The following is a 13217-nucleotide window of genomic DNA, read 5'->3' on the forward strand; positions in this document are numbered from 1 at the left end:
CAACATTCGGCATGATGGCACCACAGAAATTGAGTCGGACCCAATTTTGCATGCCGATTGACAGCGTGGAACGCCCTGAATACCTGCTCGGTGATGCCGGGCTGATGAAAGAACTGAAGATCAAGCTGATGGAGCGGATGCTGGGCGCCGAGCTGACCGCGCATCTGGGCTATGAGGAGGGCAAGGAGGTTCCACCGGGTCAGGGCAACCGCCGGAACGGCACCTCGACCAAGGTGCTGAAGGGGCAGGACGGAGAGATGCCGGTGGCGGTGCCCCGCGACCGCGACAGCAGCTTCGAGCCCGAACTGGTGAAGAAGGGCCAGACCCGGATCGACGGGATGGATGACAAGATCATCGGGCTCTATGCCGCCGGGCTGACGGTGCGGGATATCCAAGCTCATCTGCTCGATCTCTACGGCCTGAAGGTCTCGCCCGACCTGATCAGCCGCGTGACCGACGCCGTTCTGGACGAGGTCCGGGAATGGCAGAGCCGGGCGCTGGAACGGATGTATCCGATCGTGATCTTCGACGCGCTACGGGTGAAGCTCCGCGATGCCGACAGCCGGACGGTCAAGAACAAGGCCGTGTATGTCGCCTTGGGCGTTACCCGCGATGGCCAGCGCGAGGTTCTTGGCCTCTGGATCGCCGAAAATGAAGGTGCCAAATTCTGGCTGTCGGTGATGAACGAGCTGAAGAACCGCGGCACCCAGGACATCCTGATCGCGGTCGTGGACGGTCTGAAGGGCTTCCCCGAGGCCATCACCGCCGCCTTCCCGGAGGCCATGGTCCAGACCTGCGTTCGCCATCGGTCTCGAACCGATGGCGACCAATGCCTCACTGCATCTGGTGCGCCATTCCCTGAATTTCTGTTCCTGGAAGGACCGCAAGGCCGTGGCCGCCGACCTGCGCCGGGTTCACAGCGCCCCGACCGCAGATATGGCCGAGGCCGAGCTCGATGCCTTCGAGGAGAAATGGGCCGGGAAATACGCCTCCATCGCCCCGGCCTGGCGCCGGGCCTGGCAGGAGGTGATCCCGTTCTTTGGTTTCGATCCCGCGATCCGCAAGATCATCTACACCACGAATGCCATAGAAAGTCTGAACCGCGTCATCCGGAAATCTATCAAGACACGGGGCTCGTTCTCGACCGACGAGGCCGCGACCAAGCTGATCTACCTTGCAATCCACAAATTCGAAAAGGATGGCCGAAATGTCCGGGAATGGTTTGCCGCCCGCAATCAGTTCGCCATAATGTTCGGCAAGCGCTTCGACGCCTGAGTATCTGAAACCGCATGGACCGGGCCAGATACACAGAGTTCATGACACTCCCGTGCGCGGCGCGAGGCCATCGGCACACGGGCCCCGATCTTGGTCGAGGCACGGCCCAACGCCCGGTGGCCGTTGGATTTCGTCCATGACCATCTCGCCTGTGGCCGCCGGTTCCGTATCCTGAACGTCGTCGACGACGTGACCCGGGAATGCCTCGCCGCGATCCCAGACACGTCGCTCTCCGGGCAGCGAGTCGCCCGGGAACTGGGTCGTCTGATTGAGCGACGCGGCAAGCCAGGCATGAGTGTCAGTGACAACAGTACCGAACGTACCTGCCGTTCGGCGCCCCGGGCGGTGCGTTGCTGTGCCATTTTCTCAGCAAACTCTACGAGCGCACAAGCGTCATCATCACCACCAACCTGAGCTTCAGCGAGTGGGCCAGCGTCTTCGGTGATGCCACGATGACCACCGAACTGCTCGATCGCCTGTCCCATCGCTGCCACATCCTCGAGTCTGGCAACGACAGCTACCGCTTCAAGGCCAGCTCCGAGACGGCGGAAAAGAAACGGAAGGAGGCAGCAGCATTGACCTCATCATGAATTAGCAAACATAGCGACAGCGCTAACACCGGGCGGGTCAGATCTCGATGACAATGCTGGGTCAGTTCTCATTGACATCCAACAAGCCGCTGATCCTGCACGCCGTCCGGCCCGTGTTTCCGGTCGCGCGTCACGCCGGCCAAAGCGCGTCGTTCGGCCCCGGTTCTCCGGATGGGGCCGCTTTGCGCAGGGGCGACTCACCCCGCCTGGCCGGAACAGCCATGCCGCCCGGTGTCGCGGCCCTCAGGCCCGAGCCAGCACCTCGACGCAGAGCACCGTCGGCAAGTGGCGCGCGATCTCGTGCCAGGTTTCGCCTTCGTCGCGGCTGGCAAAGACCGAGCCGGAGTTGGTGCCGAAATAGACCCCGGCCGGGCGGGCGCGGTCGGTGGCAAGGGATTGACGCAGCACCGTGAAAAAGCAGTTCTCCGTCGGCAGCCCGGCCTGTTTCTGCTGCCAGCTGTCGCCGCCGTCGGTGGATTTCCAGATCGCGGCCGAGGCGTCCGGCGGATACCGCCCCTGGCTGTCGCCGTTGAGCGGCAGCACCCAGATCGTGCGGCTGTCTTCGGGATGCACGGCGATGGGAAAGCCGAATGTCGACGGCAGTCCGGTGGTGATCTCATGCCAGCTGCGCCCGCCATCCTCGGAGCGGAAGGTGCCGTGGTGGTTCTGCTGATAGAGCAGGTCGGTGCCACCACCCTGTTCGGCGCGCACCATGTTGTGCACGCAAAGCCCGGTCTCGTCGCCGGTGCCGGCCGCCGGATGGTCCGACGCAGGGGCCGGGCCGTCCAGATTGCTGCGGCGGTTGCGCCGCTCCCAGCTTGCGCCGCCGTCCTCGCTGGCAAAGACCCCGGCGGCGGAGATGCCCAGCCAGAGCTTGGCCGGATCTCCCGGATCGGTGAGAATGGTGTGCAGCGTCAGCCCGGCGGCGCCGGGCTGCCAGTCTTCGGCCGAGGGGTGCTGGTTGAGCGCCGGCAGCTTCTCCCAGCTTTCGCCGCCGTCGGAGCTGGCGAAAAGCGTGGCGGGCTTGGCTCCGGCATACAGCCGGTCGCCGCCCCGGCGAATCGACCACAGCGCCTCGATCTCGCCGGTAAAGGGCGCCGGCGGGCTGGGCTCCGTGCCGAAGGTCCTGGCCATCTCGGGGTCATCGGCCAGCCAGGCGTCCATCTGGCCGTTGGCCAGTTTGCTCAGTTGCCAAGAGGCGCCATGATCGGACGACCGCCAGACCCCGGCGCCACACCAGTCGTTGCCGCCCGCCGCCCAGAGCGCGCCGCTTTCGGAGTCGCCGGCCATGTGGTTGATCGGCCAGCCGTCACAGAACGGGCCGGCGACGGACCAGGCGTCGCGGTCTTCGGTGCCGTCCAGCAGGAAGGCACCTTTGGTTGTTCCGACAAGAACGGTCGTCCGGGGCATGGGGCACCTCGAGGCAGGGCAAAGGTGGCGCGAGGATACCATCGGTGCGCCCCGGGACCGAAGGGATTTTCAGCTTACCCGTTCGAACGAAAGCCGGGTCTCGCTGCGCCAGGTCTCGCCGGGGCGCAGGAGCGCCTGCGACGCCCAGCTCTGGTTCGGCGCGTCGGGCCAGGCCTGCGGTTCCAGCGCGATGCCGGCATGGGGACCATAGGGCGCGCCTTGCAACCCGGGCCGATTTGTCCTGCCGAGCGCGGCGCCGTCATAGACGTGGAGCCCGGGTTCGGTGGTTTCGAGCGTCATGTGCAGCCGTGCGGCCTCGAGCGTGGCGGCGGGGCCAAGCGCGGTGCGGGCTTCGGCGCGGCAGAAGGTGTGATCGAGCGGAGCGGTCAGCCCGGCGGGGGTGCGGAAATCGAACGGCGTTCCCGCCACATCCGCGGGCGCACCCAGCGGGATCTGGCGCGCATCGACCGGCAGATAGCGTTCGGCGGTGATGCAGAGCCGGTGCTCTTTGATATCGGCCGCGCCGGTGAGGTTGTAATAGGCATGGCTGGCCAGGTTGCAATAGGTCGTCGCGTCGCTGCGCCCGGTCAGCAGGATGGTCAGCGTCGACCCTCGAGTGCTGTAGCGGCAGCGCAGGTCGAGCGCGCCCGGAAAGCCCATGTGACCGTCTTCCAGCATCAGCCCCAGGGTGACGTGATCGTCGGCGGATTCGAGCAATTGCCAGCTTTGCGCCGAGGTGCCCAGGCTGCCGCCATGCAGGCATTGCACGCCGTTTTCATTGCGGTCGACCTGGTGGCCGCGGCCGTCGAGCGTGAACCGCCCATCGGCGATGCGGTTCGCGTAGCGGCCGACAATCGCCCCGAGATAGCCGGGATTGTCGAAATAGGCCTCGGGTTCGGCATGGCCCAGCACCACCGGCACGTCATGCCCGCCCAGCCGCAGGTCCTGCAAGGCCGCGCCGAAGGTCAGGATGCGGGCTGTCAGCCCGCCGCCGCCGATGGTGATGCTCTGAAAGACCTTGCCGTCCGGTGCGATTCCGAGGTCGGTGATATGTCGCTGTGCCATGCGCGCCCCCTTTGCCGCGCAGCAAAGTCGATGCCGACGGGCGCGTCAATGGGCGCGACGCGTCACTTGGTCAGGATCAGCTTGCCGGCCTTGGTAATGCGCAGGGTATAGACCTTGCCATCAAGCAGGATGCGGGCGGTGGCATTGTTGCCCACCAGCATGCGGGCGTCATAGATCGGCCCAGTGTCTTCGGGGGCAGGCGAGGCATTGGCGCGGCGCAGGTCCATGGGGCGGGCAATGGCGTTCAATTCCGGCCCTCCAGACGGTCAAAGAGCGCCTCGAGCCGGATATCGGCCGGGTAGCTGCCGCCGAGGGCGGTGCTGAGAAGATCGACCCACTGCGGCGTGGGGCGGGTGAGATCACGGGAATATTCTGTCGCCATTTTAACTCTCCAGAACTAGGGAAAAACCGGGCTGTCCTAGGAGGATGGCTGGGCGTTGCATTTAAGTTGACTGAAATAGTAGGATATGTCAAGCGAGGCCGGGCCGACGTTTTCGGCGCGCGGGCGCGGGGTTTCGGTCGGGTTTTTGCGGAGCGCAGGGAGACGGCGGGACGTGCCCGGCGCCGCCGGGCCGCACGACACCGGCGGTTGGCGCGCCGGATTCGCAGGTCGGGAGATCAGAGAGGCTGGTGGCGGTTACGATCGGGGCGCGGAAAATTGCCCGCTCAGGCCACCAGGCCACCGTCGCTGTCTTCGCCGGCCTCTTCGAGCAGCCGGTCGAAATCGGGCACCGACACCTGGCGATTTCCCGTCAGTTCGATCACCCCGTCGCGTTTCAGCGACGACATCTGCCGGCTCACCGTCTCGAGCGTCAGGCCGAGGTAATCGGCCATCGCTTCGCGCGTCAGGGGCAGTTCGAAGGACATGCCATCGACGGTACCGATCAGCCGCAGCGAGGCGTCGCGCCGGCCGATGATCGACAGCAGCGAGGCGATCTTTTCGCGCGCGGTCTTGCGGCCCAGCACCAGCATCCATTCGCGCGCGGCATCGAGCTCGTCCAGGGTCATTTCCAGCAGCCGATGCGCAATATGCGGCGTGCGGTTCATCAGCGCTTCGAAGGGTTTCTTGCGAAAACAGCACATCACCAGATCGGTGGTGGCCACCACGTTGTAGGCGGCGCTGTCGCGCCCCGGGCGGCCGACGAAATCGCTGGGCAGCAGCAGGCCCACCATCTGGGTGCGGCCATCCTCCATGGTCTGGGTCAGCGTGGCGATGCCGGTGACCACCGAGCCCACGAATTCCATCCGGTCGCCGGACCAGACGATGGTCTGGCCGGCCTCGTAGCTGCGGTAATACTTGATGTCTTCGAGCAGGCTCAATTCGTCGCTGTCACAGCGGGCACAGACGGCCCGATGCCGGATCGGACAATCGCCGCATTGCAGGGACAGGTCGGGGGACATCTTGCTTGGCATTGTCGTAAATCGTGGCTTCGGCTTGATCTGGGTCAAGGATCGCGGCGCGTCCCTTGCCCTAGAGCTATGCCCATGGTTACGAGAACACAACTGTCCGCACTGGGGCTTTTTGACGCGAAGGTCCCGCGCTACACCTCCTATCCCACCGCGCCGCATTTTTCGCCCGAGGTGGGGCCGGAGCATTTCAGCCAATGGATCGCGGAGGTGCCGCCCGGCGGCGAGATTTCGCTTTACGTGCATGTGCCGTTCTGCCGGCGGCTCTGCTGGTTCTGCGCCTGCCGCACCCAGGGCACCCAGAGCGACGCGCCGGTGCGTGCCTATCTGGGGACACTGCTGGCCGAGTTGCGGCTGCTCAAGGCGCATCTGCCGGCCGGGGTGCATCTGTCGCGGCTGCATTGGGGTGGCGGAACGCCGACGCTGCTGGCGCCCGACATGATGGAAGAGCTGGGGCAGGCGATCTTCGAGGTCGCGCCGCTGGGCCCCGCGGGCGAATTTTCGGTCGAGATCGACCCGAACGAGATCGACGCCGCCCGGCTTGACGCGCTGGTGGCCTTGGGCCTGACCCGCGCGTCGATCGGGGTGCAGGATTTCGACCCGGCGGTCCAGGAGACGATCGGACGCTTGCAGAGCTTCGAGGTGACCCGCGCCGCCTGCGACATGCTGCGGGCGCGCGGCGTGGCCAGCCTGAACGCCGATATCCTGTATGGGCTGCCGCATCAGACCACCGCGCGGATCACCGATTCCGTGCAGAAGCTGTTGTCGCTCGGCCCCGACCGGGTGGCGCTTTACGGCTATGCACATGTGCCCTGGATGGCGCGGCGGCAGGCGCTGATCCCGGAAGCGGCGCTGCCGTCGCCGGAGGCCCGGCTCGACCTGTTCGAAACCGCGCGGCGGCTCTTTTTCTGGGATAGCTACGACGAGATCGGCATCGACCATTTTGCCGCCCGCCACGACGGGCTGGCCGAGGCCCGGCGCATGGGCCGGCTGCGGCGAAATTTCCAGGGCTATACCGACGACACGTCCGAGGTGCTGATCGGGGTGGGGGCCTCGTCGATTTCTCGGTTTCCGCAGGGCTATGCCCAGAACGCGCCGAGCACCGGCAAACATACCGGCGCGCTCCGGCAGGCGCGGTTTTCCACCGTCAGGGGCCATGTGTTCTCTGACGAGGACCGGCTGCGCGGCCGGATGATCGAGGCGCTGATGTGCGATTTCCGCATCGACGCGGCGGAGATGGCGGCGCGCTTTGGGCTCGACGCCGCCGGTTTTGCGCGGCGCGTGGCACCGCTGCGACAGCGGTTCGGCGCGCTGGTGCAGGTGACGGAGACCGAGGTTTTCGTGCCGGTCGAGTCCCGGCCCCTGACCCGGATCATGGCGCGGACGCTTGATGCCTATGACCTGAGCAGGGCGGGGCATTCCTCGGCGGTGTGAGGGGGCGTGCCATGGCGGGGGGGGATTGCGTGGCGCCGGGGGCGCTGCCCCCCGGCGCCAGCGGTATTTTCAAACAGAAGAAGCTGGGTCGGGCGCCTCAGGCCACCGCGGCAAGCAGAGTGCGGGCATAGTCGGTCTGCGGCGCGGTAAAGATCCGTTCGGCCGGGCCGGCCTCGACCACATCGCCCTGTTTCATCACGATGACATGGTGCGACATGGCCCGGACAACCTTGAGATCGTGGCTGATGAAGAGATAGGCAAGCCCGTATTTGCGTTGCAAGGCGCGCAGCAGTTCGACGATCTGCACCTGCACGGTCATGTCGAGCGCCGAGGTCGGCTCGTCCAGAACCACCAGCTTGGGCCGCAGGATCATCGCGCGGGCGATGGCGATGCGTTGCCGCTGGCCGCCGGAGAATTCATGCGGGTAGCGGTCCATCATCGCCGGGTCGAGGCCGACCTCCTCCATCACCTCTGCCACCTTCTCGCGTCTCGGGCGGGTGTCGCCACGGTCGCCGTGCACGCCCAGGCCCTCGGCGATGATCTCGGCGCAGGACATGCGGGGAGAGAGCGAGCCGAAGGGATCCTGAAAGACGATCTGCATCTCGGCGCGCAGCCGGCGCAGGTTGCGGGTGGTGTAATTGCGCAGGTCGGTGCCGTCGAAGGTGATCGCGCCCTCGGAGGAGATCAGCCGCATGATCGCCAGCGCCAGGGTGGTCTTGCCGGAGCCCGACTCGCCGACGATGCCGATGGTCTCGCCGGCACGGACGGCAAAGCTGGCGTCATTGACGGCCTTGACGTGGCCGACGGTGCGTTTCAGCAGGCCTTTCTGGATCGGGAACCAGATCTTGAGGTTTTCCGCCTTGGCCACCACCGGCGCATCCGATGCCACCGGATCGGGCTGGCCGGTGCTTTCGGCGGCCAGCAGCATCCGGGTGTAGGGATGGCGCGGGTTGGCAAAGATTTCCGCGGTCTTGCCGGTTTCGACGATTTCGCCGTTCTTCATCACGCAGACCCGGTCGGCGATGCGGCGCACGATGCCGAGATCATGGGTGATGAAGAGCAGCGAGAGGTTCTCGGCCTCCTTGAGCTCGGCCAGCAGATCGAGGATCTGCGCCTGAATGGTGACGTCGAGCGCGGTGGTAGGCTCATCCGCGATCAGCAGGTCGGGGCCATTGGCCAGCGCCATGGCGATCATCACCCGCTGACGCTGGCCGCCGGAGAGCTGGTGCGGATAGGCGGTGAGCCGGTCCTCGGGGTCGCGGATGCCGACCTTGTTGAGCAGGTCGATGATGCGGGCGCGCGCCTCGGCGCCGGTGACCTGCTGGTGCAGCTCCATCGACTCGCGCAGCTGTTTCTCCAGCGTGTGCAGCGGGTTGAGCGAGGTCATCGGCTCCTGGAAGATGAACGAGATGTCGTTGCCGCGGATCTGGCGCAGGGTCTTGTCGTCGGCATGCACCATCTCGCGGCCGTCATAGGTGACCGAGCCCTCGACCTCGGCCGAGCCGCCCAGAAGCGAGACGGTCGAGAGCGCGGTGACCGATTTGCCCGAGCCCGATTCACCCACCAGCGCCACGGTTTCACCGCGTTCGACATCGAAGGAGACGCCCTTGACCGCCGCGACGCGCTGGCCATCCTGGCGGAAGCCGACCTTGAGATTTCGGACCTTGAGAAGCGCCGTCATTGAAAGGTTTTCCTTGGGTCGAAGGCATCCCGCACGCCCTCGAAGATGAAGACGAGCAGCGAGAGCATGAAGGCAAAGACGAAGAAGGCGGTAAAGCCCAGCCAGGGCGCCTGGAGGTTCTGTTTCGCCTGAAGCGTGAGTTCGCCGAGGCTGGGCGCCGAGGATGGCAGGCCGAAGCCGAGGAAGTCGAGGCCGGCCAACTGGCTGATCGTGCCGGTCACCAGGAAGGGCAGGAAGGTGACGGTGGCGACCATGGCATTGGGCAGCATATGGCGGAACATGATGGTGCGGTTCGGCACGCCGAGCGCCTTGGCGGCGCGGACATATTCGAGGTTGCGGGCGCGCAGGAACTCGGCCCGCACCACGCCGACCAGCGCCGTCCAGCCGAAGAGCACCATCAGGAACACCAGCAGCCAGAAGCTGCGTCCGAGGATCGCGAAGAGGATGATGATGATGTAAAGGCTGGGGGTGGCACCCCAGATCTCGATCACCCGCTGGAAGATCAGATCGAGCCAGCCGCCGAAATAGCCCTGGAGCGCGCCGGCGATGATGCCGATCACCGAGGCCAGGGTGGTGACGATCAGGGTGAAGAGGATCGACAGGCGGAAGCCGTAGATGATCCGCGCAAGCACATCGCGCTTGGTGTCGTCTGTGCCGAGCCAGTTCTGCTCGTTCGGGGGCAGGGGGGCGGCGCCGGGGCGATCGACCGGTGTGTCATAGCTGTAGGGAATCGGCGGCCAGATCATCCAGCCCTCCACGAAATCGCCACTGGGCGTGCCGCCGGCATCGACCGTCTCGACAAGGCCTTCGGGGTCATCCCAACAGGTCTCGAGCCCGCCGGTGCGGATCAGGCATTTGACCTCGATGTCGCGATAGATCGCTTCGGTCCGGAAATCGCCGCCAAAGGTGGTTTCGGGGTAGAAGTTGAAAACGGGGGTGTAGAACTCGCCGCGATACTTGACGAGGATCGGTTTGTCGTTGGCCACGAATTCGGCAAACAGCGTGATGGTAAAGACGATCAGGAAGATGATCAGCGACCAGAGCGCCCGGCGGTTGGCCTTGAAGTTGCGCCAGCGGCGCTGGTTGATCGGAGAGAGGGCCATGGCTCAGCCCTCCCGCTTTTCAAAGTCGATGCGGGGATCGACGAAGACATACATCAGGTCCGACAGGATGCCGACCAGGAGGCCCAGCAGGCCGAAGACGAAGAGCGTGCCGAAGATCACCGGGTAATCGCGTGCCACCGCCGCCTCGAACCCCAGCCGGCCGAGACCGTCGAGCGAGAAGATCGTCTCGATGATGATCGAGCCGCCGAAGAAGACGCCGATGAAGACCGCCGGGAAGCCGGCGATCACGATCAGCATGGCATTGCGGAAGATATGGCCGTAAAGCACCCGCCGCTCGGTCAGCCCCTTGGCGCGGGCAGTCATCACATATTGCTTCTTGATCTCGTCCATGAAGCTGTTCTTGGTCAGCAGGGTCAGCGTGGCAAAGGCCGAGATCGTCGAGGCCAGCACCGGCAGCGTGATGTGCCAGAAGTAATCGCCGATCTTGCCCAAGAGGCTGAGGTTTTCGAAATTGTCCGAGGTCAGCCCCCTGAGCGGGAAGATCTGCCAATAGGAGCCGCCGGCAAAGAGCACTAGCAGCAGGATGGCAAAGAGAAAGCCGGGGATGGCATAGGCCACGATGATCACGCCAGAGGTCCAGGTGTCGAAGGTGGTGCCATCCCTGACCGCCTTGCGGATGCCCAGCGGGATCGAGACCGCATAGGCGATCAGCGTCGACCAGAGGCCCAGGGTGATCGAGACCGGCAGCTTTTCCAGCACCAGCTCGAGAACGCCGATCGATCGGAAATAGCTCTCGCCGAAATCGAGCCGCAGGTAATTGCCCATCATGATGAAGAAACGTTCGCCGATGCCGATGTCTTCCTTGAGACAGGCCGGATCGTCGAGGTCGGGTGCGCCGGTGTGACCTTCGTCACAGACGATGCGGGCAAAGCCGAAATCCACCTCGAGCTGTTCGATGAATTCCTTGTCGAGCCCGCGCGCGCCGACATAATCGCTGTCGGAGCCGAAGGTCTCTTCTCCCACGTCCTCGCCGCCCCCGGAGAAGCCGCCAAAGACGTCGCCCTCGCCCTGGATCTGGGCGAGCATCTGTTCCACGGGGCCGCCGGGCACGAATTGCACCAGAGCGAAGTTGATGATCATGATCCCCAGAAGCGTGGGGATCACGAGCAGAAGTCTGCGAAGGATATAGGCGCCCATGGGTTACTTCAGTGCGCCCGCGGTTTTCAGAGCCTCGTATTTCTCCTGGTTGAACCACCAGAAATCCAGCACTCCGAGCGCCAGAGGCGGCAGCGGGTCGGGCCGTTCGAACATGTCGTAATAGGCCACCCAGTACTCCGGCACATAGCCGTCATGGGTCACGATCCGCTCGTACCGCAGCGCCCGGTCGAGCGCCTTGAGCGCGGTGATCTCGTCTTCGCGGTTGTCGGTGTCGAGAGCGGCATCGATCAGCGCATCCACCAGCGGGCTGCGCAGGGCGGCGCTGTTGTACGACGACACTTCGGCGGTCTCGGAGCCGAAGAGCTGGCGCAGCCCGGTGCCGGCGACCGAGAAGGTCAGATAGCGGGTGTGGATCAGGTCGTAATCCTTGTCGAGGAACCGCTGCTGGCCCTGGGCGCTGTCGATCGCCTCGGCGCGGACGGCGATACCCCAGCTTTCCAGTGTCTGGGCATAGGTCTCGATGATCGCCTTGCGGGTGTCGTCCCAGCTCGACAGCACGAGGAAATCGAGGCTGAGTTGCTGGCCCTCGGCGTCGACCATCCGGCCCTGGTCGTCGACGTTGTAACCTTCGTCAGCCAGCAGTTTCAGCGCGGTCCGCTGGTTGCGGCGGTCGCTCGGGTCGCGCGGGTTCGAGCTGTGCGGCATGACCACCTCGGTGGTCAGCATCTCCGGCGGCACGACGTCGCCCAGCGATTTGAGCAGTTCGAGCTCGTCGCCCTCGGGTACGCCGGTGGCCTGCCAGTCCTGGCCTTCGGCAAAGGAGCTACGCTGGGTGGTCAGGCCGAATTGCAGCGAGTCGCGGACCCATTCGAAATTGAACGCCAAGGACAGCGCATGGCGCACGTTGCGATTGTCGAGTGGCGGGCGCAGGGTGTTGAAGATGATGCCCGAGTTGTTGGGCGCGGTGCCGTCGGCGATCTCTTCGCGCACCACATGGCCCCTGTTGAGCGCGGGAAAGTCGTAGCCGGTTGCCCAGCGCTTGGTCGAGCCTTCGGCGCGGAAGGTGTAGATGCCCGCCTTGAAGGCCTCGAATTCGGCGGCGTCATCGGCAAAATATTCAAAGCGGACGCGGTCGAAGTTGTGCCGGCCGACATTGAGCGGATGATCCCAGCCCCAGTAGTTCGGGTTGCGTTCGTAGACGACGTAGCGATTGAATTCGTAGTCGCCCACCTGATACGGCCCCGAGGCCATCGGCGAGGCCACTGAGGGTTCATCCAGCCGTTCGCCGGTCTCCTTGTACCAATCCTCGGAAAAGATCGGCGTGCCGCCGACCTGGGAAATCAGCGACCGGCGCGAGATCTCGTCGGCGAAAGTGTAGCGGATGGTCAGATCGTCGATCACCTCGACGCCGGTGATCCGTTCTTTCACCGCGCGGGCGTAAGAGCGGATGCCCTGTTCGAGAAACAGGTTGTGGGTAAAGGCCGCGTCGCGGGCGTGCAGCGGCTGGCCGTTGCGAAAGGTGACGTCGTCGCGCATGTGAAAGACGCACCAGGTCTTGTTCTTGGGGTATTCGACCTCGCGGGCGATCAGGCAATAGGCATCGGTGATCGAATCCGCCGGCAGCCCGCCGCCCCAGGGCATTTCGCCGAACATCGCCTCGGCGACGATGCCCGAGTTGCTCTCGGCATTGCCGCGCCAGGCCCAGCGGTTGAACCCGTCAAAGGTGCCGCGGGTGCCAAGCGAGATCTGCCCGCCCTTGGGGGCGTTCGGATTGACATAATCGAAATGCTTGAAGCCTTCGGGGTATTTCAGGTCGCCGTAGAAGGAATAGCCGTGGCTGACGATGATCTCTTCGCCCTCGCTGGTCTGGGCGATCACCCGCGCGGGCGGCAGAGCGGCACCAAGCGCCGTCGCGCCGAACATGCCGAGGGCGGCACGGCGTGAGAATTCGAACCCTGTGCGGGGGAGGTATCGTTCGTCGGTCATTCAGTCGCTCCTGTTGGCCACGTGACGCGGGGCGCGCAAGCTCAAGGCGTCTTGGCCCTGTACGCTAGAGCGGTGCGGCGGGATCAATCAAGTCGATATTCCGTGAACTTGAGTGAGAACCTGCCGAAACACCGGGACGCAAAGAAA

General features: G+C 64.9%; 10 protein-coding genes and 3 pseudogenes. 4 read left to right on the forward strand and 9 right to left on the reverse strand.

Going from position 1 to position 13217, the window contains the following annotated elements:
* Positions 1 to 50 precede the first annotated feature (50 nt).
* The 3 pseudogenes from PVW49_RS09590 to PVW49_RS09600 form a co-directional block, all read left to right on the forward strand.
* Positions 51 to 1275 (forward strand): annotated as a pseudogene (locus PVW49_RS09590) (IS256 family transposase).
* Between the two features lie 51 nt (positions 1276 to 1326).
* Positions 1327 to 1599, forward strand: a pseudogene (locus PVW49_RS09595) (DDE-type integrase/transposase/recombinase); the annotation flags it as partial.
* A pseudogene (locus PVW49_RS09600) lies at positions 1596 to 1865 on the forward strand (ATP-binding protein); the annotation flags it as partial. The pseudogenes PVW49_RS09595 and PVW49_RS09600, both read left to right, overlap by 4 nt.
* Positions 1866 to 2108: 243 nt before the next feature.
* Here the strand turns inward: PVW49_RS09600 and PVW49_RS09605 are convergent.
* The 5 genes from PVW49_RS09605 to fnrL all read right to left on the reverse strand — a co-directional run bounded on the left by PVW49_RS09605 (position 2109) and on the right by fnrL (position 5753).
* Entirely contained in the window at positions 2109 to 3275 is a 1167-nt protein-coding gene (locus PVW49_RS09605; protein ID WP_074834743.1) for a WD40/YVTN/BNR-like repeat-containing protein, read from the reverse strand.
* A gap of 69 nt (positions 3276 to 3344) precedes the next feature.
* Positions 3345 to 4340 (reverse strand): aldose epimerase family protein, encoded by a 996-nt coding sequence (locus tag PVW49_RS09610; RefSeq protein WP_274590450.1) that lies wholly within the window; start codon positions 4338 to 4340, stop codon positions 3345 to 3347.
* Between the two features lie 62 nt (positions 4341 to 4402).
* Positions 4403 to 4588, reverse strand: coding sequence for a hemin uptake protein HemP (gene hemP, locus PVW49_RS09615; protein ID WP_244526417.1), 186 nt, complete (start codon positions 4586 to 4588; stop codon positions 4403 to 4405).
* Entirely contained in the window at positions 4585 to 4722 is a 138-nt protein-coding gene (locus PVW49_RS09620) for a hypothetical protein (RefSeq protein ID WP_170850501.1), read from the reverse strand. Before PVW49_RS09620 ends, hemP begins: the two co-directional genes overlap by 4 nt.
* Before the next feature lie 284 nt (positions 4723 to 5006).
* Positions 5007 to 5753 carry a transcriptional regulator FnrL gene (fnrL, locus tag PVW49_RS09625; protein WP_274590451.1) on the reverse strand — a complete coding sequence of 249 codons (747 nt, stop codon included), beginning with the start codon at positions 5751 to 5753 and terminating at the stop codon, positions 5007 to 5009.
* A 72-nt stretch (positions 5754 to 5825) separates the two neighbouring features.
* Here fnrL and hemN point away from each other — a divergent pair, with 72 nt between their 5' ends.
* On the forward strand, positions 5826 to 7181 hold the full coding sequence (gene hemN, locus PVW49_RS09630; protein WP_274590452.1) for an oxygen-independent coproporphyrinogen III oxidase: 1356 nt from the start codon (positions 5826 to 5828) through the stop codon (positions 7179 to 7181).
* A 97-nt stretch (positions 7182 to 7278) separates the two neighbouring features.
* On the opposite strand, the gene PVW49_RS09635 is transcribed toward hemN, so the two are convergent.
* Genes PVW49_RS09635 through PVW49_RS09650 form a run of 4 tightly spaced genes read right to left on the reverse strand, consistent with a single transcriptional unit; the run spans position 7279 to position 13070 of the window.
* Positions 7279 to 8862: an ABC transporter ATP-binding protein gene (locus tag PVW49_RS09635; protein ID WP_274590453.1), complete on the reverse strand. Its 1584-nt coding sequence runs from the start codon at positions 8860 to 8862 to the stop codon at positions 7279 to 7281.
* Positions 8859 to 9965 (reverse strand): ABC transporter permease, encoded by a 1107-nt coding sequence (locus PVW49_RS09640; RefSeq protein WP_074834752.1) that lies wholly within the window; start codon positions 9963 to 9965, stop codon positions 8859 to 8861. The genes PVW49_RS09635 and PVW49_RS09640 overlap by 4 nt, the downstream gene beginning before the upstream one ends.
* Positions 9966 to 9968: 3 nt before the next feature.
* Positions 9969 to 11123 carry a microcin C ABC transporter permease YejB gene (locus tag PVW49_RS09645; protein WP_274564819.1) on the reverse strand — a complete coding sequence of 385 codons (1155 nt, stop codon included), beginning with the start codon at positions 11121 to 11123 and terminating at the stop codon, positions 9969 to 9971.
* A 3-nt stretch (positions 11124 to 11126) separates the two neighbouring features.
* Positions 11127 to 13070 carry an extracellular solute-binding protein gene (locus PVW49_RS09650; protein WP_274590454.1) on the reverse strand — a complete coding sequence of 648 codons (1944 nt, stop codon included), beginning with the start codon at positions 13068 to 13070 and terminating at the stop codon, positions 11127 to 11129.
* Positions 13071 to 13217: the final 147 nt, after the last annotated feature.

Origin of the sequence: Marinovum sp. PR37 (genome assembly GCF_028807375.1) — a bacterium.
GTDB classification, from domain to species: domain Bacteria; phylum Pseudomonadota; class Alphaproteobacteria; order Rhodobacterales; family Rhodobacteraceae; genus Marinovum; species Marinovum algicola.